The 21,148-nt window shown below is 73.5% G+C and carries 21 protein-coding genes; 14 read left to right on the forward strand and 7 right to left on the reverse strand.

The annotated features are described in order from the left end of the window. Positions 1–16 precede the first annotated feature (16 nt). Positions 17–511 carry a hypothetical protein gene (locus NMK34_RS05880; RefSeq protein ID WP_013284249.1) on the forward strand — a complete coding sequence of 165 codons (495 nt, stop codon included), beginning with the start codon at positions 17–19 and terminating at the stop codon, positions 509–511. Between the two features lie 15 nt (positions 512–526). On the opposite strand, the gene NMK34_RS05885 is transcribed toward NMK34_RS05880, so the two are convergent. Further along, a complete protein-coding gene (locus NMK34_RS05885; protein ID WP_318332525.1) occupies positions 527–1,648 on the reverse strand; it encodes a GlxA family transcriptional regulator in 1,122 nt (373 codons plus the stop codon). Positions 1,649–1,718: 70 nt separating this feature from the next. Here NMK34_RS05885 and NMK34_RS05890 point away from each other — a divergent pair, with 70 nt between their 5' ends. Next, positions 1,719–3,017 carry an MFS transporter gene (locus NMK34_RS05890; protein ID WP_318332526.1) on the forward strand — a complete coding sequence of 433 codons (1,299 nt, stop codon included), beginning with the start codon at positions 1,719–1,721 and terminating at the stop codon, positions 3,015–3,017. 72 nt (positions 3,018–3,089) lie between these two features. Here the strand turns inward: NMK34_RS05890 and NMK34_RS05895 are convergent, their stop codons facing one another. From NMK34_RS05895 to NMK34_RS05905, 3 genes are read right to left on the reverse strand one after another with little or no spacing between them, the layout of a single operon-like run. Continuing rightward, positions 3,090–3,821 carry an RICIN domain-containing protein gene (locus NMK34_RS05895; RefSeq protein WP_318332527.1) on the reverse strand — a complete coding sequence of 244 codons (732 nt, stop codon included), beginning with the start codon at positions 3,819–3,821 and terminating at the stop codon, positions 3,090–3,092. Positions 3,822–3,879: 58 nt separating this feature from the next. Continuing rightward, a complete protein-coding gene (locus NMK34_RS05900; RefSeq protein ID WP_318332528.1) occupies positions 3,880–4,164 on the reverse strand; it encodes a DUF427 domain-containing protein in 285 nt (94 codons plus the stop codon). A gap of 40 nt (positions 4,165–4,204) precedes the next feature. Continuing rightward, on the reverse strand, positions 4,205–4,675 hold the full coding sequence (locus NMK34_RS05905) for a YbaK/EbsC family protein (protein ID WP_318332529.1): 471 nt from the start codon (positions 4,673–4,675) through the stop codon (positions 4,205–4,207). A 93-nt stretch (positions 4,676–4,768) separates the two neighbouring features. Between NMK34_RS05905 and NMK34_RS05910 the strand changes: the two genes are divergently transcribed. From NMK34_RS05910 to NMK34_RS05940, 7 genes are all read left to right on the forward strand, one after another. Then, positions 4,769–6,154 (forward strand): FAD-binding oxidoreductase, encoded by a 1,386-nt coding sequence (locus tag NMK34_RS05910; RefSeq protein ID WP_318332530.1) that lies wholly within the window; start codon positions 4,769–4,771, stop codon positions 6,152–6,154. After that, positions 6,151–7,494 (forward strand): class I SAM-dependent methyltransferase, encoded by a 1,344-nt coding sequence (locus NMK34_RS05915; RefSeq protein ID WP_318332531.1) that lies wholly within the window; start codon positions 6,151–6,153, stop codon positions 7,492–7,494. The genes NMK34_RS05910 and NMK34_RS05915 overlap by 4 nt, the downstream gene beginning before the upstream one ends. A 91-nt stretch (positions 7,495–7,585) precedes the next feature. Further along, positions 7,586–8,146: a helix-turn-helix domain-containing protein gene (locus NMK34_RS05920; protein WP_318332532.1), complete on the forward strand. Its 561-nt coding sequence runs from the start codon at positions 7,586–7,588 to the stop codon at positions 8,144–8,146. Next, positions 8,139–8,966 (forward strand): SRPBCC family protein, encoded by an 828-nt coding sequence (locus NMK34_RS05925; protein ID WP_318332533.1) that lies wholly within the window; start codon positions 8,139–8,141, stop codon positions 8,964–8,966. Before NMK34_RS05920 ends, NMK34_RS05925 begins: the two co-directional genes overlap by 8 nt. A gap of 78 nt (positions 8,967–9,044) precedes the next feature. Further along, the gene (locus tag NMK34_RS05930) at positions 9,045–9,278 is read left to right on the forward strand and encodes a zinc-ribbon domain-containing protein (RefSeq protein ID WP_318332534.1); all 234 of its coding nucleotides are present in this window, start codon (positions 9,045–9,047) and stop codon (positions 9,276–9,278) included. Positions 9,279–9,537: 259 nt separating this feature from the next. After that, positions 9,538–10,608 (forward strand): hypothetical protein, encoded by a 1,071-nt coding sequence (locus NMK34_RS05935; RefSeq protein ID WP_318332535.1) that lies wholly within the window; start codon positions 9,538–9,540, stop codon positions 10,606–10,608. After that, positions 10,605–12,110 carry a hypothetical protein gene (locus NMK34_RS05940; protein ID WP_318332536.1) on the forward strand — a complete coding sequence of 502 codons (1,506 nt, stop codon included), beginning with the start codon at positions 10,605–10,607 and terminating at the stop codon, positions 12,108–12,110. The genes NMK34_RS05935 and NMK34_RS05940 overlap by 4 nt, the downstream gene beginning before the upstream one ends. Before the next feature lie 10 nt (positions 12,111–12,120). On the opposite strand, the gene NMK34_RS05945 is transcribed toward NMK34_RS05940, so the two are convergent. Continuing rightward, positions 12,121–13,074, reverse strand: a complete 954-nt coding sequence (locus NMK34_RS05945; protein WP_318332537.1) for a S41 family peptidase — start codon at positions 13,072–13,074, stop codon at positions 12,121–12,123. Positions 13,075–13,151: 77 nt separating this feature from the next. Here NMK34_RS05945 and NMK34_RS05950 point away from each other — a divergent pair, with 77 nt between their 5' ends. The 5 genes from NMK34_RS05950 to NMK34_RS05970 all read left to right on the forward strand — a co-directional run bounded on the left by NMK34_RS05950 (position 13,152) and on the right by NMK34_RS05970 (position 18,004). Beyond that, a complete protein-coding gene (locus tag NMK34_RS05950) occupies positions 13,152–13,649 on the forward strand; it encodes an ArsR/SmtB family transcription factor (protein WP_318332538.1) in 498 nt (165 codons plus the stop codon). Positions 13,650–13,778: 129 nt separating this feature from the next. Continuing rightward, on the forward strand, positions 13,779–16,058 hold the full coding sequence (locus NMK34_RS05955; protein ID WP_318332539.1) for a bifunctional diguanylate cyclase/phosphodiesterase: 2,280 nt from the start codon (positions 13,779–13,781) through the stop codon (positions 16,056–16,058). A gap of 133 nt (positions 16,059–16,191) precedes the next feature. Beyond that, on the forward strand, positions 16,192–16,824 hold the full coding sequence (locus NMK34_RS05960; RefSeq protein WP_318332540.1) for a hypothetical protein: 633 nt from the start codon (positions 16,192–16,194) through the stop codon (positions 16,822–16,824). Positions 16,825–16,933: 109 nt separating this feature from the next. Then, positions 16,934–17,692 carry a MerR family transcriptional regulator gene (locus NMK34_RS05965; RefSeq protein ID WP_318332541.1) on the forward strand — a complete coding sequence of 253 codons (759 nt, stop codon included), beginning with the start codon at positions 16,934–16,936 and terminating at the stop codon, positions 17,690–17,692. Positions 17,693–17,719: 27 nt separating this feature from the next. Next, entirely contained in the window at positions 17,720–18,004 is a 285-nt protein-coding gene (locus NMK34_RS05970; protein ID WP_318332542.1) for an antibiotic biosynthesis monooxygenase family protein, read from the forward strand. Positions 18,005–18,011: 7 nt separating this feature from the next. On the opposite strand, the gene NMK34_RS05975 is transcribed toward NMK34_RS05970, so the two are convergent. Both NMK34_RS05975 and NMK34_RS05980 read right to left on the reverse strand, forming a co-directional pair. Further along, positions 18,012–19,523 carry an SLC13 family permease gene (locus NMK34_RS05975; protein ID WP_318332543.1) on the reverse strand — a complete coding sequence of 504 codons (1,512 nt, stop codon included), beginning with the start codon at positions 19,521–19,523 and terminating at the stop codon, positions 18,012–18,014. 22 nt (positions 19,524–19,545) lie between these two features. Beyond that, positions 19,546–21,087, reverse strand: coding sequence for a gluconokinase (locus tag NMK34_RS05980; RefSeq protein ID WP_318332544.1), 1,542 nt, complete (start codon positions 21,085–21,087; stop codon positions 19,546–19,548). Positions 21,088–21,148: the final 61 nt, after the last annotated feature.

A 21,148-nucleotide genomic window follows, 5' to 3' on the forward strand; every position in this document is an offset into this window, starting at 1 on the left:
CGGCTGCGAGGGTTGGATGCGGGGCATGGACGAGGTGGACGCCCCGGCACTGCGGCAGGCGTACGAGGAGTTGTTCGCGGAGATCGACGCGGGCGGGTTCGGGCCGCCGCCCGAAGGTCAGCTGAGCGCCGAGCAGATCGTCGCGCACCTCGCCGCCAACGACGAGCTGATGAGCGAGGCGACCGAGGCGGTGCTGGCCGGCTCGCCGTTCGCGTACTACGACCTGGACACCATCCACCGGCCGCAACTGGACGCGCTCGTCTCCGAGTGCGGCGGGCTGGACGGCCTGGCCGCGCTGTTCCGGGCCACCAGCCAGAAGTTGTGCGCGTTGGCGGAGCGGCTCGGCCCGGCGGCGGAGACGCCGGTGGACACCGTGCTGCGCGAGGGCTTCGACCTGGACGTGGACGACTCGCTGCCCTGGGGCAGGGCGCTGGACCTGCACATCCGCGTGCACCTGCCGCTGCACCTGGCCCAGCTCCGCGCCCTGCGCCGCCAGCCCCACCTCGCCTGACCGGCAGACAACCGATCATGGAGTTGTGGCAGTGGACAACTCCGACATGCCTGGCCTTCCAGGCGCCACAACTCCAAGATCGACGGAAGCGGGCGCGGACGGGACGGCGGGCGCGGGCGGGACAGCGGGTGCGGGCGGGGCGGAACGCGGGGCGGGGGACGTCGCAGGGGGCGGGTGGCGGAACGTGCGGCGGTAGGCGGTGGGGGATACGCCTACCCGCGCGTGGAAGTGCTGTCGCAGTGCGGCGGTGGTGCCGAAACCCGCGTCCCGGGCGATCCGGTCGACGCTCAGATCCGTCGTCTCCAGCAGCACCCGGGCGTGCTCGGTGCGCTGCTGGAGCAGCCACTGCGCCGGGCTGAGCCCGGTCTCGGACCGGAAGTGCCTGGTGAACGTACGGACGCTCATCCGCGCGTGCGCCGCCATCTCGCGCAGCGCCACCGGCTCGTGCAGCCGCTGCCGCGCCCACTCGCGGGTGGCCGCTGTGCCGTTGTCAGCGCCGCGGGGTACCGGCCGCTCGATGTACTGGGCCTGCCCACCGTCGCGCCACGGCGGCACCACGCAGCGCCGGGCGGCCCGGTTGGCCACCGCGCTGCCGTGGTCCGTGCGGACGACGTGCAGGCACAGGTCGATTCCGGCGGCCACCCCGGCCGAGGTGAGCACGCGGCCGTCGTCGACGAAGAGCACGTCGGGGTCGAGCCGTACGCCGGGGTGCAGGCGGCGGAAGCGCGACGCGTACGCCCAGTGCGTGGTGGCCGGGCGGCCGTCGAGCAGGCCGGCGGCGGCGAGCACGAACGCGCCGGTGCAGATGGACATGACGCGGGCGCCCCGGTCGTACGCGGCCCGCAGCGCCTGGGCCACTTCGGCGGCCACCGTGCCGTCGTTTAGCGGCGAGCCCGAGTGGATGCCGGGGACGATCACGGTGTCGGCGCGCTCCAGCAGTTCCAGCCCGTGGTCGGGGAGGACCTGGAAGCCGGCGCTGCTGCGTATCGGCAGGCCGCCGGGGGTGCAGGTCGCCACCGTGTACAGCGGGGTGCTGTCGTCGGCGCGGGCGGCGCCGAGGACCTGGGCGGGGGTGCCGAGGTCGAGCGCCACCACGCCGTCGAGGGCGAGGACGGCGACCCGGTGCGGTACGGACATGGCCCGATTATTGCGCACGATGGCTTTCCGGCCACTCGTCGCGGGCACCGCCCGGCCCGAGACTCGGTAGGTGACCCGATCCCGCCTGCACCCGGCCTGGCTCGTCGCCGCCGTCGCCTTCGTCGCGCTCGTCGGCGCCGCCGGTTTCCGCGCCACCCCGGCCGTGCTGCTGCACCCGCTGCACGCCGGGTTCGGCTGGCCGCTGGCGACCATCTCCGCCGCCGTCTCGGTCAACCTGCTGCTGTACGGCCTCACCGCGCCGTTCGCCGCCGCGCTGATGGACCGGTTCGGCATCCGCCGGGTGGTGGCCGGCGCGCTGGTGCTGGTGGCCGCCGGCAGCGGTCTGACCGTGGGGATGACGGAGAGCTGGCAGCTCATCCTGTGCTGGGGCGTCCTCGTCGGGCTGGGCACCGGCTCGATGGCGCTGGCGTTCGTGGCGACGGTGACGGGGCGCTGGTTCGTCAAGCGGCGGGGCCTGGTGACGGGTGTGCTCACCGCCGGGGGCGCGGCCGGGCAGCTCGTCTTCCTTCCGCTGCTCGCGGTGCTGGTGCGCGACCACGGCTGGCGCACGGCGGCACTCGTCGTCGCCGGGGCTGCGCTGGCGGTCGTACCCCTTGTGGTGTGGTTGTTGCGGGAGCATCCGGCGGACCTGGGGCGGCCCGCCTACGGCGCGACCGAGGTCGTGCCGCCGGCCCGGCCGGAGGGCGGCGCCGCGGCGCGGGCGGTCGGCGCGCTCGCCGCCGCCGCGCGGACGCGGCCGTTCTGGCTGCTCGCCGGTGGTTTCGCGATCTGCGGCGCGACCACGAACGGCCTGGTCGGTACGCACTTCGTGCCCGCGGCGCACGACCACGGCATGCCGGAGACCACAGCCGCCGGACTGCTCGCCGTGGTCGGGCTCTTCGACATCGCCGGCTCGATCGCGTCCGGCTGGCTCACCGACCGGGTGGACGCCCGGCTGCTGCTCGGCGCCTACTACGCGTTGCGCGGGGCGTCGCTGCTGGTGCTGCCGAGCCTGTTCGCCGGTACTGCGGAACCGAGCATGCTCGTCTTCATCGTCTTCTACGGGCTGGACTGGGTGGCCACGGTCCCGCCGACTGTGGCGTTGTGCCGGGAGTGGTTCGGCGCGTCCGGCGCCGTGGTGTTCGGCTGGGTGTTCGCCGCACACCAGTTCGGCGCCGCGCTCGCGGCCACCGGCGCCGGTCTGGTCCGGGACCGGCTCGGCGACTACGCGCTGGCCTGGTACGTGGCGGGTGCGTTGTCGGTCGGTGCGGCCGGGCTGTCGCTGCTGCTGCGGCGCCGTCCCGCCGACGAGCCCGCGTTCGCGCTGCCGGCGGTCGCGGGCCGGCGGGCCTGGAGCTACCGGGGCTGACGGGCCGGCGCCACCGGGGCCGGCCGGTCAGCGTCACCGATCCGGCCGGTCAGCGCTACCGGGGCCGGCCGGTCAGCCGGCCGCCCACTGCTGCTCGGGAGCGCCGCTGCACGGCGCCTGCTCCAACTCACGGCCGGGCTCGGTGCCCGCGTCGTCGACCTGCGCGCACTTGCCGCTGTGCACCGCCACGAGCAGCGCCGCGCCGTCACCGGCCTGCTGGAACCGCCACTGCTGGTTGGCCTGCCCGTTGCAGGACCACTGCTGCACGTCCGCGCCGTCGTCGGTCTTCGCCTCGTTGACGTCCAGGCACTTGCTGCTCGCCGCGTTGACGAGCAGGTAGGTGTCGTTCGTGACCGGCGTGACCACCCACTGCTGCTCCGGCCCGCCGGTGCAGTCGGCCAGCGCCGCCTGGGCGCCCTCGGCCTCGTCACCGGTCACGCCGAGGCAGCGCCCGGACGGCACGCCCCGGATCACCTTCGGCGTGGCCACCGGCGCGGCGGGGGTGCTCGGCGCCGCGCTCGGCGAGGGCGACGCCGACGGCGTGGGCTCCGCTGTCGGTTCCGTGCTCGGCTCGCTCGGCGCCGCGGTGGGCACCGCCGCCGCCGGCACCACCGGCCGGTCGGTACCGCCGCCGAGCACGCCGGTGGCGAAGAACGCCCCGAGGAGTACGCCCGCCACGCCGACGCCCAGCGCGACCCGCATCAGCGGGTCCTGGGGCAGCCGGACGCCTCGGACGCCTCGGACGCCACGGGCGCGGCGGGCGCCGTAGACGGTGCCGGACGGGTCGGAGTGCGGGTCGGCCATGGGGGCATAGTGACCCACCGGGGCCACCGGGTGCCAGTCGCCCCGGCGGCACGGTGACTCAGTCGACGACCCGGACGTCCTTCCAGAACGCCACCCGGTCGCGGACCATCTCCGCCTCCGGCTTGGGCTCGGGGTAGTACCAGACGGCGTCCGGGCTGGTGGCGCCGCCGTGTTCGAGCGTGTAGTAGGAGGCCGTGCCCTTCCACGGGCAGACCGTGTGGGTGTCGGACTCCCGGATCAGGTCGTCGCGCAGCGCGGCACGGGGGAAGTAGTGGTTGCCCTCGACCACCACTGTGTCGTCGCTCTCGGCGACGACGAGGTCGTTCCAGACGGCTTTCGGCATGTCCTCCACGCTATGCCGGTGGGCGCGTGCCGGCCACCGCTCAGCGCGTCGGCTCCTCGTCCGTCACGTCGGCCACCGTCGCGCCGAGCGCGGCCAGCGCGGTGTCCGCGTCGACGGCGACGGCGAGGCCGTGCTCGCCCGCGCCGAGCGTGATCTCCCGGCCGCGCAGCCGCTCGTCGGCGACCACCGGCCAGGCGGTGGTGGAGCCGAACGGCGTGATGGTGCCGCGCGCGTACCCGGTGGCGGCCTTCGCCGCCTCGGCATCGGGCATCGAGAGCCGGCTCACCCCGAGCAGGGCGCGCAGCTTCGGCCAGGAGATCACCCGGCCGCCGGGCGTGAGCACGAACAGCAGGTCGCCCTCGCCGCGGCGGACCACGATCGTCTTGACCACGTCGGGCACCTCGACGCCGCGCGCCGCGGCCGCCTCGGCGAGGCTCGCGACCGGACCGTGGCGGATCATCCGGTACGGCAGGCCGGCGTCGTCGAGAGCGGTCAGCGCGGGATTCGCCATGGCGGTCACGGTAACGCGCGCGTCGTCGGCGAGTCGCCGAAAGGCCACCGTGGACATCCCACGAATTGTCGTACCCGAGCGTAAGGTGATCTCATGCACGCTGTCCGTGATCATGAACGGGCGGTGGACACGCTGCGGCGCTCCTACGCCGCGGTGCCCGCCGGGGAACCCGTACGGCTGGCCAAGCAGACCTCGAACCTGTTCCGGCCCCGCTCCGCGCCGCGTACGCCCGGCCTGGACGTGAGCGGCCTGACCGGGGTGCTCGCCGTGGACCCGGCGGCCCGCACCGCCGACGTGCAGGGCATGTGCACGTACGAGGATCTGGTCGACGCGACGCTGCCGCACGGCCTGATGCCGCTCGTCGTGCCGCAGTTGCGCACCATCACGCTGGGCGGGGCGGTGACCGGCCTGGGCATCGAGTCCACCTCCTTCCGCAACGGCCTGCCGCACGAGTCGGTGCGGGAGATGGACGTCCTCACCGGCACGGGCGAGATCGTCACGACCCGGCCGCAGGGCGAGCACGCCGACCTGCACCGCGCCTTCCCGAACTCGCTGGGCAGCCTCGGCTACGCGACCCGGCTGCGCATCGAGCTGCAACCGGTCCGCCGGTACGTGTCGCTGCGCAACATCCGGTTCACCCGGCTGGAGGAACTGGTCGACGCGGTCGGCGAGGTGGTCGCCAAGGGCGCCTGGGGCGGCGAGCCGGTCGACGCCATGGACGGGGTGATGTTCAGCCCCGGCGAGGCCTACCTCGTGCTCGGTGCGTTCACCGACGAGGCCGACGACGGCCCGTCCGACTACACCGGCCAGGAGATCTACTACCGCTCGCTGCGCCGGCGCACCCGGGACACGCTCACCGCGTACGACTATCTCTGGCGCTGGGACACCGACTGGTTCTGGTGTTCGGCGGCGTTCGGGGTGCAGCACCCGGTGGTGCGGCGGCTGTGGCCGCGGCGCTACCGGCGCAGCGACGTCTACCACCGGATCGTGCGGCTGGAGCACCGGCACCAGGTGGCCGCCCGGGTCGACAGGTGGCGGGGCCGCCCGGCCCGCGAACGGGTGGTGCAGGACGTGGAGGTCCCGCTGGACCGCACGCCCGAGTTCCTGCGCTGGTTCGCCGCGAACGTGGGCATGACGCCGGTGTGGCTGTGCCCGCTGCGGCTGCGGGAGCCGTCCGGTCCCGGGTCGGCGAAGGCGTGGCCGCTATATCCGCTCCAACCGGGCGAAACGTATGTGAACATCGGCTTCTGGGGAAGCGTGCCCATCGCGGCGGGTGCCGCCGACGGCGACGTCAACCGCCAGATCGAGCGCATGGTGTCGGAGGTGGGCGGCCACAAGTCGCTCTACTCCGACGCGTACTACGACCGGGGCGAGTTCGACCGCCTCTACGGCGGGGACACCTGGCGTGCCGTGAAGGACCGCTACGACCCGGACCACCGACTCACCGGACTGTACGAGAAGGCGGTATCCCGAGCATGAGTCTGACCGACCGAACACCGGGGGCGGCGAGCGCCCCGGCCGGCCCGCCGGCGGGCGGGCGGCGTACCGGACCCACAGTCGCGGACGTGGTCCGCGCGGTCACCACCGGCGACCTGCCCGTCCGGGTCACCGGCTACGACGGCAGCACGCTGGGCCCGGCCGACGCCGGGATCACCCTGGCGATCCGCACCGAGCGGGGCCTGTCCTACCTGCTCACCGCGCCGGGCGACCTGGGCATGGCCCGGGCCTACGTCAGCGGTGACCTGGGGCTGGAGGGCGTGCACCCGGGCGACCCGTACGAGGCGCTGCGGGTCATCAAGGACGAGGTACCGCTGCGGATCCCGGCGATGAGCGAGGCGCTCGCGCTGGTCCGGGGCCTGGGCTGGGAACGGCTGCGCCCGCCGCCGCCCCCGCCGCAGGAGGCGGCCCCGCGCTGGCGGCGGCTGATGACCGGGCTGCGTCACTCGCGTACCCGGGACAGCAGCGCGATCTCGCACCACTACGACGTGTCGAACGCCTTCTACGAGAAGGTGCTCGGGCCGTCCATGACGTACACCTGCGCGGTCTTCCGCAGCCCCGGCGACACCCTGGAGGAGGCGCAGCGCAACAAGTACGACCTGGTCGCCGGCAAGCTGGCGCTCAAGCCGGGGATGCGGCTGCTGGACGTCGGCTGCGGCTGGGGCGGCATGGTCCGGCACGCGGCCCGCGAGTACGGCGTCAAGGCGCTCGGTGTGACGCTGTCGAAGGCGCAGGCCGAGTGGGCGCAGGCGGCGATCGAGCGGGAGGGGCTGAGCGAGCTGGCCGAGGTGCGTCACCTGGACTACCGGGACGCGCCGCGCGAGCAGTTCGACGCGATCTCCTCGATCGGGCTGACCGAGCACATCGGCGTGCGCAACTACCCGGCCTACTTCGGCGCGCTGCGTTCCCGGCTCAAGCCCGGCGGGCGGCTGCTCAACCACTGCATCACCCGGGCCGACAACCGGGCGCCGCACCGCTCCGGCGCGTTCATCGACAGGTACGTCTTCCCGGACGGCGAGCTGGCCGGTCCGGGCCGGCTGATCAGCGAGATCCACGACGCCGGGTTCGAGGTGCACCACGAGGAGAACCTGCGCCGGCACTACGCGCTGACGCTCGCCGGCTGGTGCCGCAACCTGGTCGAGCACTGGGACTTCTGCGTCGGCGAGGTCGGGCCGGGCACCGCGAAGGTGTGGGGCCTCTACATGGCCGGCTCCCGGCTGGCGTTCGAGCGCAATGGCATCCAGTTGCACCACGTGCTCGCCACGCACAACGGCCCGGAAGGGGTGAACGGGTACCCGCTGCGTCCGGACTGGACGCCCTGACCGGTCGTACCGACGAAAGGCCGCGCGGACCGCGCGGCCTTTCGTCGAAGCCATTGACAAAGAAGTTTTGTACGTACAAACTGATTTTGCCATGAGAGACGTCCTGTACCTGGAACAGCGCGAGCAGGCCGAAGCCCTGCTCAAGCCGCAGCGCATCGAGGTGCTGCGGCAACTGGCCGAGCCCCGCACCTGCACCGAGGTCGCGGCCCGGCTGGAGCAGACGCCGCAGCGCGTCTACTACCACGTCAAGCAGCTCGTCGCGGCCGGGCTGGCCGAGCAGGTGGCGCAGCGGCAGGTGCGAGGCATCACCGAGGGCATCTACCAGGCCGTCGCCCGGTCGTACTGGCTCTCGCCCCGCCTGGTCGGCCGCATCGGCGGCACCCGCCGGGCCCGCGACGAGCTGAGCCTGGGCTACCTCCTCGACCTCATGGAAGAGGTCCAGGCCGACATCGCCGCGCTCGACCGCACCGCCCCCGAACTGCCGTCCATCGGCGTCTCCGGCGAGATCCGGGTGCCCGCCGAGCGACGGCAGGAGTTCCTGCACGACCTGCAGGCGACGCTGCAGGACCTGTTCACGCGCTACGGCGGCGCCGAGGGAGACGCCTTCAAGCTCGCCGTGGCCTGCTACCCGAAAGGCGACACGCATGACTGAGCCGATGACGATCCGCGCCCGCCTCGCCGCGCCGGTGGCGACCGTCCGCCGGGCCCTGACCGACCCCGCCGAGCTGCGCGTCTGGCTGGCCGAGCACGTCGAGGTCGAGCTGCCCCGGCGGTACGAGTTCTGGGGCCGCTACACGCCCGAAGGTGACGCGCCACACCAGCGGCTGCTGCACGCCGACGACCGGACGCTGCGCTTCGCGTGGACGCTCGACGGGGTGGAGACCACCACCGAGTTCGAGCTGGAGCCCGACGGCGACGGCACGATACTCACGCTGCGGCAGAGCCACTTCGACCAGGAGGAGGCGATGAGCGGCAGCAGCATCCGGGGCGTGCTCCAGACGTACTGGGCGCTGGCGATCGCCCACCTCAACGACCACCTGGACGGCCGGCCGCTGCTGCCGCGTACCGACTTCACCTCCGCCGACATGCGCGCTGAGATGGTCATCGACGCGCCGGTGGACAAGGTGTGGACCTCGCTCACCGACTCCGAGCAGGCCAGCGCGTGGTTCGGATACCCGATCGGCATCGAGCCCTGGGAGGGGGGCCGGTACGCGATGGGCGGCTTCGAGACCGGCTTCGCCGCGAAGGTGCTCGACGTGACGCCGGGGCATGCGATGTCCGTGGACTGGGGACCGGTCGGCGTGACCTCCTGGGAGCTGGAGGAGTCCGACGGCAGGACGAAGCTGACGTTCGTGCAGTCCGGCTTCGACGAGGGCAACCCGCCGTACGCGGCATGGAGCGGGAACGTGGCCGGGTGGGCCGAGCTGCGGCGCTTCCACGAGGTGCCCGACTGGAAGCCCATCTGGCTGTAAGGAAGGGCCCCCTCTTAACGCCTTCGGTAGAGGAGGGGGCCCCTTTTAACACGGGCGCCGGGTGGGTAATGCCGGGCGATGTTCTTCATCTTCGGGCTGCGGACCAAGGTCGTCCGGTCCGGCGTCGTCACCGCTGTCTGCCGCAGCTGCGGCAACCAGGCCGCCCAGGTGATCACCCGCCGGGTCACCAAGTTCAGCCTCTTCTTCATCCCGCTGATCCCGCTGCGCACCCGGTACGCGCAGCAGTGCACCTTCTGCGGCGCCGAGTACGACATCTCCCGCGCCGAGGCCGAGCGCCTCCCGGTCGGCTGACAGTGACCCGTTTCCTCTACTGGCTGATCGGCCGGCAGCCCGCCGCCCCGATCGCCCCGCCGGTGCACACCGCCGCTCGTCCACCCTGCACGCCCGGGCGCCGGCACCGCCGCCGGCGTCGCCCGGTTGCGGGCGCGCAGTCGCCCCGCTCGCCCTGGAACCGTTCCGCCGGCCGCTGACGGGCTGGCCCGCCGCGTTAAGAAGGGGCCCTTCCTCTACCGGAGGCGTTAACAAGGGGCCCTTCCTTACACTTCATCGGGTGGAAGATCGGCTGGCACGGATCAGGGGTGGTGGGCCGCCCCGGCGGCACAACGCCCGTACCATCGCCGCGCTGACCGGCAACCCCGGCTGCACCCGCCGCGCCGTACTGGACAGCGCCGGCGCGGACAAGCCGGCGCTCGCCGAGCGGCTCGGCTTCCCGGCGAGGTTCGGCCAGTCCCGTTTCGCGATCACCCGGGGCAACGCCTTCGAGGCCCAGGTCAAGGCCGACGGCGGGAAGGAACTGCTGCGCCTGGTGGCGGAGCGGCTCGGCGTACCGGTCCCGGCCTGTGCCACCTGGACCGACCTCGGCGCCGACGACGACCGCCCGGAACGGTCGCGGGTGGCGCTGACCGCGAGCGGCGACGGCCCGGCGCTGTTCGACCATCCGCTGCTCGGCCTGGACGTGGCGGGTACCCGGGTGCACCTGGAACCGGACCTGGTGGCCGCCCGGCTGGCCGGCCGGTTCCACGTCGTGGAGATCAAGTCGTTCCCGGTGATCGACGGGCAGGCCGACCCGGGCAAGGTGGCAGCCGCCGCGATCCAGTCCGCCGTCTACGTACTGGCGCTGCGCGAGCTGCTCGCCGCCGAGGGACGCGACCCGGAGCTGGTGTCGCACGAGGTGGTGCTGGTCTGTCCGCGTGACTTCGCCAACCAGCCGGTGGCGAGCCTGCTGGACGTGCGCCGGCAGCTGCTGGTGCTGCGCCGTCAACTGGCCCGGATGGCCCGGGTCGAGGAGCTGCTCGCCGCCGTACCGGCCGGGTTCACCGTCGACCCGGCGGCCGATCCGGCCACGCTCGCCGCCGCGCTGCACCGGGTGCCCGCCCGTTACGCGCCTGATTGCCTGGCCGCCTGCGAGCTGGCGTACTTCTGCCGGCACGAGGCGCGTGGGCAGACCGGCGCGCTGGGCCGGCCGGTCCGCGAGGCGCTGGGCGGCGTGGAGGAGGTCGCCGACGTGCTGGCGCTCGCCGAGGGCACGGCCGCTCCCGAGCCGGAGCAGGCGGAGGCGGCCGCGCTGCTGCGGGCCGCCGCGCGCCTGCGCGCCGACGCTCTCGAAGGACAAACCGCGTGAGTACCCTGCGCGCGCTCGCCCGGGCGCAGGCGGTCGCCACCGGGCGGGCCCAGCCGGTGGCCACTGTCCGCCACCTGCACCTGTCCGAGCGGCCGCTGGTGCTGGTGCCGCTCGCGCTCGCAGGTGAGGCGAACGCCCCGCTGGCCGCGATGGTCGGCGCCGCGCCCGACGAGGCCCGGCTGCTGGTGGTGCCGCAGCCGCGCAACCGGGACCAGCGGTTCGCGTTCGCCGCCGAGCTGGCCGCGATCGTGCTGCCGTACCTGGACGAGTTCCGTGACCTGACCGAGGCGGTGCCGGTGGACCGGGGCCGCGACGTCCGCCACCGGTACGTGGACGCGCCGCAACTGCTGGTGCCGAACCCGGCCGGGATCACGTTCCTGCGGCTGTTCGGCCGTTCCACCCGGTTCCGCCGTACCGACGGCGACTATCCGGTGCATCAGTCGGTGCCGCTGCTCGGCCGCTGGCTGACGTTCTTCGCCGAGCGTGCCGAGCAGCCCGGCTCGTCGGCTCTGCTGGCGCTGACCGAGGCGCTGACGTTGCACTGGGCGACCGGGCAGAGCGTGGTGGAGGATCTGCACCTGCCGGCGGTGCTGGGCTGGCTGGACCCGCCGGCCGGGCTGACCGGCGCCGAGGCGGCGGCCCGTGCCGAGGACCCGAAGAACTGTCCGCCGGCCGGGCCGGCCACCGACCCGGACTTCGACAACCGCCGGCTCGCCCCGGCGATCGAGGCGTACACCCGGGCCGAGGACGATCCGGCGGCGCGCGCGGCCGCGTACGACGAGCTCGCCGGCCTGCTGCGCGACCTGCTCGCGCCCACCTGGGAGCTGATGTGGCGCGGCGTCGGGCTGTTGCGGACGCTGCCGGCCGGCGCGCGGGTGACCGGCCGGTGGGCCGGTGACCGGGACGCGTTCACCGCGTACGCCGAGCACGTCGACGCCGGGGGCGGCCCGCAGCCTCGGCGTGACGGCGCGGTGGCGGCGGCGCTGCGGTTGCAGCGGCTGGAACGGGCGTCGGCGGCGTGGGCGGTGCAGCGCGCCTACGACGATCCGCTGGTGATGGCCGAGCACCGGCTGTCCGGTGAGGCGTTCGTCGGCGAGGTGACGCTGGCCGATCCGGCGCGGGTGGACGACTCCGGCAGGCGGCCGGTGCTGCGCCCGCGCATCCAGGTGGTCACCACCGAGCCGGTGCCGATGCCGGTGGGCGCGACGCTGTACTCGCCGGCCCGCCCGGGGCAGAAGGCGAAGGTCGTGTTCGTGACGCCCGGCGGCGACGGCAAGACCGAGGTGGTGCTGGAGCTGTCCGGTGGGATGGGCCGGGGGCTTTCCGCGCCGCCTGGCAGCGTGCCCGAGGTGGGCGAGCGGATCTGCCTGACCAGCCTGTCCGACGGTTTCCTGCCGGGCGGCGCGTTCCCCGCGCCGGAGGAGACGCCGTGGACGCACGGCGGACCGCCGGGCACGGCCGCCGCGCCGCCGGATCCGGCCCAGGCGGAGGACTGGTCCTGACCCGCGTGGCTCAGCCCAGGGCGGCGAGGGCCGCCCGTGCCTCGGCCGCCGTCGGCCGGTCCGGGTCCGCCGCCAGCAGCGCCTCCAGGCTCCGGCGGTACGCGACGTCGCGCGCCGCGTCGGCCGGGCTCGCCAGGTCCGGGGTGACGCCGCGGCCCTCCCAGTTGGTGCCGCTCGCCGCGTGCACGGGCCTGGCCACCGGCACCGTGAGTTCCAGGTGCGGGTGCAGCCGGTGCCCGACGCGGGGATGCGCGCCGCCCCGGGTGGGCTCACCGACCACTGTGGCCCGGCCGAACTGCTGAAGGTCGTACGCTAGTTCCTCGCCGCCGGAGAACGTCGCCGGACCGGTGAGCACGTGGACCGGCTTCTCCGGCGCGTAGCGGGGGACCGGCAGCCAGGCGGCGCTCCAGAACTGCCGGATGGCGCCGGAGCGCTCGTGCATGGTGTGCAGGTGCGTCGGCTCGGCGAAGAACCAGCCGCAGAGCAGCGCCACCCCGTCCGGGCTGCCGCCCTCGGTGCCGCGCAGGTCGAGCAGGAGCGCGTCGGTGCCGGCGAGCAGCCGCAGCGCGGCGGTCAGCGCGTCGCCGGCCAGGTCGGGCGGGAACACGTACGGCTGGATCTCCAGCAGCCCGACGTTTCCCGGTAGCCGTTGCACCCGGGTCACGCCGCCCATGCCGAGCGCGGCGAGGCGCGCGAAGTGCTCCCCGGTCGGGTCGTCGGCCTCGTCGGACAGCGGCTGCTCGTGGTGCTTGAGCCGCAGGTGCAGGTCGCGGTTCGCCGATTGGAGGTCGGCGGTGACGAGCGCGCCGAGCGTGGCGGCGTCGCCCGCCTCGGCGTACGCCCCGGCGTGCAGGCGCTCGCGCAGCCGGCCGGCGATCCGGTCGGCGACGTCGGGCAGGACGTACTCGTCGGCGACCAGGGCGGCGGCCCGTTCGACGACGGCGGTGATCTGGTCCGGATCCATCGAGTCCCCGTTCTCGTGGTGGGGGAGAAGTAGAGCAGCCGGTTGACAAAGCGTCAAGAGAACTAGACGCTTTCGCGGTGACCGACGATCCGCTGGAGATCCGCGACCCGGCCCAGTTCAAGGCGCTGGCCCACCCGTTCCGGCACCGGCTGCTGTTCGCGCTCGGAGCCGGTCCCGCCACGCTCAGCCGGCTCGCCGCCCGTCTCGGCGCGGCGAAGGGCACTGTGGCCCACCACCTGGCGGTGCTGACCGAGGCCGGCATGGTCCGCCCGGCACACAGCCGTCAGGTCCGGGGCGGCACCGAGCGCTACCACGAACGCACGTTCCGCCGCCTCGTCGGCGCCGACACCGACGCGAGTGCCACCGCCGCGCTGCTCGGGGCGTACGCCGAGGAACTCGCCGGTGATCCCGACCCGCTCGTGCACCTGCGGCACCTGCGGCTCACGCCCGCCCAGGCCCGGCACCTGCGGTCCACGCTGGACGAACTGGTCGGCGAGGCGGAGGAGGCGCCGCCGGGGCAGCCGCGCTACGGCGTGCTGGTCTCCCTCTACCGGCACCCGCCTGCGGTCCGCTGACCGACAGTCGTCGGCTCTGGCGGCAGTCCCCGGCGCTGGCTAGGCTTGCGCCGTCCGTCGTCCGGTCCTCGTCGTCGAGGGTGCACGTCTGGAAGAGAGCCGGAGCGCATCGTTGTATCCCAGCACGACGTGAGCCTCGCCGCGGCGGCGCCGGCCCGTCATCCGCTCGTCGGCCGTGTCGGACTCGTCGCGGCCGCCGTCGTCGTACTCGGGGAGATGGCCTGGCTGGCCGCCCGGCTGCCGGGCGCGGCGCTGGTGAGCGACGTCGGCGCGATGGCGGTGTCGAGCTGGGCGGCGGTGCTCTGCGTCGGCGCGGCGCGACGGCAGCCGGCCACGTTGCGCCGGTTCTGGGAACTGCTCGCCGCCACCATGATGCTCGCCGCGCTCGGCCGCGCGGTGTGGACCGTGGAACGGCTCGGCGGGCTCGGCCTGCCCCACACCCCACTGGTGGCGGGCCTGTTCGCCACCGGCATCGTCACCGGCACCGGTGCGCTGCTGTGCTCCCGCACCGGCCCGCGCAGCGTGATCGGCCGGGCCCGCACCCTGCTCGACGGGGTGATCGTCGGGCTGGCCCTCATCCCGATCGGCTGGGTGGTGGTGTTCCACCGGATCACCGACGCCGAGCTGGCCGATCCGATGCGGACGTTCGGGCTGCTCTACCCGATGTTCGACCTGATGCAGCTCACCATCCTGGTGGCGGTGGCCGGTCCGGGCCGGCCGATGTGGCGGGCGCTCACAGTGATCGGGGCGGGTCTGGCGATTCGGTCCGGCGCGGACGCCGTCTACGTCTCGCTGGTCGCACGCGGCGACTACACGCCCGGGCACCCGGTCGACGTCTGCTGGCCGCTGAGCTACCTGCTGGTCGGCCTAGCCACCCGCTATCCGCCTCCGTCCGACGGGGACGGCGAGGACGACGTGGTCGATTCGCCGCTGCCACCGTGGTGGCGGGTCGCGTTGCCGTACCTGCCGGTGGGCGGCGCGATCGTCGCGGTCCTGCTGTCCCGGCAGCCCAGCGGGCAGACCCCGCAGGTGGTCTTCGTCGGCATGATGGGCCTGCTCGGGGTGCTGGCGCTGCGCCAGGGGCTGGCCGCGAACGAGAACCTGCGGCTGGTCGGCCGGCTGCGCCGGCTCGCGTACTCCGACCAGCTCACCGGCCTGCCGAACCGCCTGACGTTCGTCCGGCGGTTGCGCCGGGCGTTGCGCGCCGGTGGCCCGGTCGCCGTGGTGCTGCTCGACCTGGACGGCTTCAAGCAGGTGAACGACAGGTTCGGGCACGCCGCCGGGGACCGGCTGCTCACCGCCACCGCGGAGCGCATGCGGGACGCGGTCGGCCCGGACGGGATGATCGCCCGGCTCGGCGGCGACGAGTTCGCCGTGCTGGTCGCCGGGGAACGTCAGGTGTCCCCCGAGCGACTCGCGGTCCGGCTGCTGGCCGCGCTGGAACCGCTGCCGGGCGAGGAGGACCTCGGCGTCCACCCGTCGGCGAGCATCGGCATCGCGGAGTACGGGCCGCAGCACGCCTCGCACACCGACCTGCTCCGCGACGCCGACATCGCCATGTACGCGGCGAAGGCCGCCGGCAAGGCCGCCTACCGCACGTGCACGCCGGAGCTGCGCGAGTCGGCGGTCAGCCGGGCCGAACTGATCGCCGACCTGCGCCGCGCTGTCGACGAGGGCCAGTTGCTGATGGAGTTTCAGCCGATCGTCGACCTGGACACCGGCACGGTACGCAGCGCGGAGGCGCTGGTGCGCTGGCGGCATCCCCGGCTGGGTGTGCTGACCCCGGCGCGGTTCCTGCCGCTGGCCGAGGAGACCGGGCTCATCGTGGCCATCGACAGGTGGGTCATCCACGAGGCGTGCCGGGCGGCGGCCACCTGGCGCCAGCACGCGCCGGACGTGACTGTGGCGGTGAACATCGCCGCCGCCCACCTGTGCCGGCCGGACCTGATCGCCACCGTCACGGGCGCGGTCGGCGCGGCCGGTCTGCCGCCCCGCGCACTCACCCTGGAACTCACCGAGTCGGCGCTGATCGAGGGCAGCGAGTCGGTGCTCGACCGGCTGTCACAGCTGCGCGACCTCGGCATCCGCATCGCCATCGACGACTTCGGCACCGGGTACTCCTCGCTGAGCTACCTGCACCGCATCCCGGCCACCGAGCTGAAGATCGACAGATCGTTCGTGTCCCGGCTGGACGCCGGTGACGCCCGCGCGTACGCCACCGTCGAGATGGTGAACCGGCTGGCCGGCGCGTTCGACCTGGCCGTGGTGGCCGAGGGTGTGGAGACCGTCGCGCAGCACGCGGCGGTCACCGCGATCGGTTGCCGGCAGGGCCAGGGCTGGCGGTACGGCCGTCCGGCCGCCCTGCCCGATCTGCTTCCCGCGTTGTCCGGGGCCGGCGCCGAGCGCTGACCGGCCCGGGTCCACGGGGGCCGAAGGTCCCGGACGGGACAGGGGATTCGACCCTGCTCACCGGCGGTGCGGCACCGCAGGATGGTTCTCGTCAACAAGTCACGGAAACACATCCTCCACACGGGAGCTTGATATGAAGCGACGGACGCTCGATCTGCTGTTCAGCATCGGTGGGCTGGGCCTGGCGGTCCTGCTGCTCGTCGTCGGCGTCGTCCTGACGACGAACGCCAACTTCGCCAACGACTACGTACGCGACCAGCTCGGCGCGCAGCACATCACCTTCACCCCGGCGGACAAGCTGTCGGACGAGGAGAAGAAGTCGGACTGCCTGCGCGAGTACGCCGGCCAGAAGATGACCACCGGCAAGCAGGCCGAGTGCTACGCCAACGAGTACATCGGCCTGCACCTGAAGAACATGGCCGGCGGCAAGACCTACGCCGACCTGGGCGAGCCGCAGAGCGCGCTGCGCGAGCAGGTGGCCCAGGCCGAGCAGAGCAACGCCGCCAACCTGGCCGACCTGCAGAAGCAGCTCGCCGAGGTGACCGCCCAGCGGGAGACCGTGTTCAAGGGCGAGACGCTGCGCGGCCTGCTGCTCACCTCGTACGGCTTCAGCGAGTTCGGCCGCAAGGCCGAGCAGGGCGCCCTGGCCATGTACCTCGGCGCGGGCCTGCTCCTGCTGCTCTCGATCGCCGGTCTGGTGCACGCCTTCCGGACTCCCGCAAACGCGACCTTCGCCGCCCCGGAGAAGGAGAAGGTCACCAACTGACCGCACCGGCGACGCCCCCGGCCGATCATGGTCGGGGGCGTCGTCGTGTTTCCGGCTTGACCCTCACGCAGCGGGAGGCGGGAGTCTTTGTGGCGGAAGGGAGGGAACCATGCCGTACACGGTGGGACAGGTGGCGCGGGCGGCCCGGGTGACGGTCCGGACGCTGCACCACTACGACGAGATCGGGCTGCTGCGGCCCAGCGGGCGCACGCCGGCGGGATACCGCCGCTACGACGAGGCCGACCTGGACCGGTTGCAGCTCATCCGGTACTACCGCGAGCTGGGGTTCCCGCTGGAGGAGATCGCCGCGATCCTGGACGATCCGGACGCCGACCCGGCGGCGCACCTGCGCCGGCAGCACGCGCTGCTGTCCGGGCGGATCGGGAAGCTCCAGGAGATGGTCGCGGCGATCGAACACGCGATGGAGGCGAGGACGTTGGGGATCCAGTTGACGCCGGAGGAGCGGTTCGAGGTGTTCGGTGACTTCGACCCGGACGAGCACGCAGAGGAAGCGGAGCAGCGCTGGGGCGGCACCGAGGCGTACCGGCAGTCGCAGGAGCGCGCGGGCCGCTACTCGAAGGAGGACTGGCTGCGCAACAAGGCGGAGAACGAGGACTGGGGGCGACGGTTCGCCGCGCTGATGGACTCGGGCGCGCCGGCTGACGGCCCGGAGGCGATGGCGCTGGCCGAGGAGCACCGGCAGCTCATCACCAAGTGGTGGTACGACTGCTCGTACGAGATCCACACCGGCCTGGCGGACATGTACGTGGCGGACCCGCGGTTCACCGCGTACTTCGAGAAGCTGCGGCCGGGGATGGCCGCGTACCTGAACGAGGCGATCCACGCCAACGCGATCACCCGGTCCTGACCGGGCGCGGGTGGCAGGATGGCCGGCATGCTCATCGTCGCCGGCACCCTCTACGTCGATCCGGCCCGGCGGGACGCCTACCTGGCGTCCTGCGAGGCCGCCGTCCGCGCGGCCCGGGACGCGCCCGGCTGCGTCGACTTCGCGGTCAGCGCCGACATGGTCGAGCCGGGCCGGATCAACGTCTACGAGCGGTGGGAGTCCGACGAGCAGTTGCTGGCGTTCCGGGGCTCCGGCCCGGAGGCCGAGCAGGTGACGGAGATCCTCGGCGCCGAGGTGCACAAGTTCCGCATCTCCGGCGTCGAGGCTCCCTGACCCGTCGCTAGATGAAGACGTCGAGCAGCAGGACGCCGAGGAAACCGACCACCGAGATGATGGTCTCCATCACCGACCAGCTCTTGATGGTCTGCCCGACGGTCAGCCCGAAGTACTCCTTCACCAGCCAGAAGCCGGCGTCGTTGACGTGGGAGAAGAACAGCGACCCGCAGCCGATGGCCAGCGCCAGCAGCGCCACCTCGGGGCCGGCGAGCGTGTCGGCCAGCGGCGCGACGATGCCTGCGGCGGTGATGGTGGCGACGGTGGCCGAGCCGGTGGCGACCCGGATGCCGACCGCTACCAGCCAGCCGAGCAGCAGCGGCGAGAGGTTCGCGCCGTCGGCGGCGTTCGCGACCAGGTCGCCCACGCCGGCGTCGACGAGCACCTGCTTGAAGCCGCCACCGGCGGCGACGATCAGCAGGATGCCGGCGATCGGCGGCAGCGAGCCGCCGAGGAAACCGGAGACCTGGGTACGGCTGAAGCCGGACCGGTAGCCCAGGAAGATCATGGCGAAGATGACGCCTGCCAGCAGGGCGATGATCGGGGTGCCGACGATGTCCAGCGCCTTGCGGGCGGCGGTGTCCTCGCCGAGCGTCAGCTCACCGATCGCCCGCAGCAGCATCAGCACCACAGGCAGCAGCACCGTCACCACCGCCGCCCAGAGTGCCGGGGACCGGCGCGAGCGCCGTCCGGCCGGTTCCTCGATCGCGGCGCCGGGCCGTCCGGTGCCGGGGTTGACCAGGTCGTCCTCGGTGACCAGGTCGCCGTCGGCGTCGAGCCGGCCGTCGCCGGGCCGGGTCGGGCTGCGGTCGACTGCCGCGTCGCGCCGGGTCGGCAGCAGCTCGGCCGGTGCGGTGGCCGGCACGTACCGGGCGATGAAGTTGCCGAAGACCGGACCGGCGATGATCACCGTGGGGATCGCCACCAGCAGGCCCAGGGCGAGCGTCTGACCGAGATTGGCGCCGAGCGCGTCGATCGCCACCAGCGGGCCGGGGTGCGGCGGCACCAGGCCGTGCAGCACCGACAGGCCGGCGAGCGCGGGAATGCCGATCTTCATCAGCGGCACGTTCACCCGCAGCGAGACGAGCAGCACGATCGGCACCAGCAGCACCACGCCGACCTCGAAGAACAGCGGCAGGCCGATGAGTGCGGCCACACCGGCCATCGCCCAGGGCAGCGCGGTCCCCGAGACCCGGCCGACCACCCGTTCCACGATGCCGTCCGCCCCGCCGGACTCGGCCAGCAGGCCGCCGATCATGGCGCCGAGTGCGATCAGCAGGCCCACGCCGCCGACGGTGGAGCCGACGCCGCCGCTGAACGACGTGACGATCTTGTCGACGGGTACGGCGGCGACCACGCCGAGGACCGCCGCGCCGAGGATCAGCGCGAGGAACGGGTGCACCTTGCCCCACGCGATGAGCAGCACCACCGCGGCGATGCCGAGCAGGGCCGCGAGAACGAGCTGGGTGTCATCGGCGTTCGTGAGCGGTTCCGCGGGTGCGGCGAGCAGTGTGACCACGGCTATCACGCCCTTCGGTCGGTCAGCGGGGTGGTGCGGTGGGTGGTGGTTCCGGCGGCAGGCTCGGTGCCATCCGCCGCAGGGACGCGAACGTGGGTACGAGGGCGTCGTACAGCTCGGAGAAGAGGGGGAGCAGCGCCGCGTACGTGGCGGCGGAGGCGGGGTCCGGGCGGACCGTCTCCTCGATCCGGACCAGGTCGGCGGCGACCTCGATCGATTCGATGAGGCCGAGCGCCTGCATGCCGAGCAGCGCCGCGCCGAAGCCGGACCCCTCGTGCCCGGCGGGGAACCGCACCGGCATGCCGAGCGCGTCGGCGAGGATCTGCCGCCACAGCGCGCTGCGGGCGAAGCCGCCGCTGGCACGGACCTCGCGTACCTCGTTCCCGGCGGCCCGGACCGAGGCGAGAACCAGGGCGAGCTGCTGGCAGACACCCTCCAGCGCGGCCCGGACCAGGTGCGGCCGGCCGTGGCCGTGGGTCAGCCCGACGTACGCGCCGCGCGGCAGCGCGCTCCAGTGCGGCGCCCGCTCGCTGAGCAGGTACGGCAGCATGATCAGCCCGCCGGAGCCGACCGGCGCGGTGGCGGCCAGGTCGAGCAGCTCCTCCTCGGCGTGCTCGCCCAGTTCGGGGGCGAGCGCGTCGTTCGCCCACTGGAGGACGATGCCGCCGTTGTTGATGGCGCCGCCGACCACCCAGCGGTCCTCGGTGAGGGCGTAGCAGAACACGCCGCCGAGCGGGTCCACGCCGGGGCGTTCCACCATCACCCGCATGGCGCCGCTGGTGCCGATCGAGCAGGCCACCACGCCGGGGCGGACCGCGCCGAGGCCGAGGTTCGCCAGTGGCCCGTCCCCGGCGCCCACCACCAGCGGGGTGTCCGCCGGCAGCCCGGTGGCTCGCGCCGCCTCGGCGGTGAGCCCGGGCAGCACGTGGGTAGTGGGTACGAGCTGGGGGAGCTGTTCCTCGGTGATGCCGGCGATGCGCAGAGCCTCGGTGTCCCAGGCCAGCCGGTGGATGTCCATCAGGCCGGTGGCGGACGCGACCGAGTGGTCGGTGACGAGCGCGTCGGCGAGCCGCCGCAGCACCAGATCCTTGATGCCGACCCAGTGCGCGACCCGCTCGTGCAGCTTCGGTTCCTGCTCGGCGAACCACACCAGCTTGGGCAGCGGCGCCATCGGGTGGACCGGGGTGCCGGTGCGCCGGTGCAGGGCGAGCCCGGACGGCGCGGCCCGCAGGCGTTCGGCCTGCGCGCTCGCGCGGGAGTCGGCCCAGGTGATGGACGGGGTCAGCGGGGTGCCGTCGGCATCCAGCCCGATCAGGCTGTGCATGGCGGTGCTGAACGACAGGCCGGCCACCGGTACGCGCAGCTCGTCCACGACCGCGCGGATCACGCCGAGCACGGCTTGATAGATGAGGTCCAGATCCTGCTCGGCCCAGCCCGGGTTCGGCTCCTCCAGCGGGTAGCCGATCGAGTGGCTGGCCAGTTGCCGGCCGGTGGTGTCGAACGCGACGGCCTTGGAACTGGTGGTGCCGATGTCCACTCCCACCACCACGGCCGGGTCGCCCACCGGTGCACCTCCTCGCCGCCCGGGGGTCGCGGTCCGGCCCACCGTTGCGGCTGACGTTACC

The organism is Micromonospora sp. BRA006-A (genome assembly GCF_033433935.1).
Classification (GTDB): Bacteria; Actinomycetota; Actinomycetes; order Mycobacteriales; family Micromonosporaceae; genus Micromonospora; species Micromonospora aurantiaca.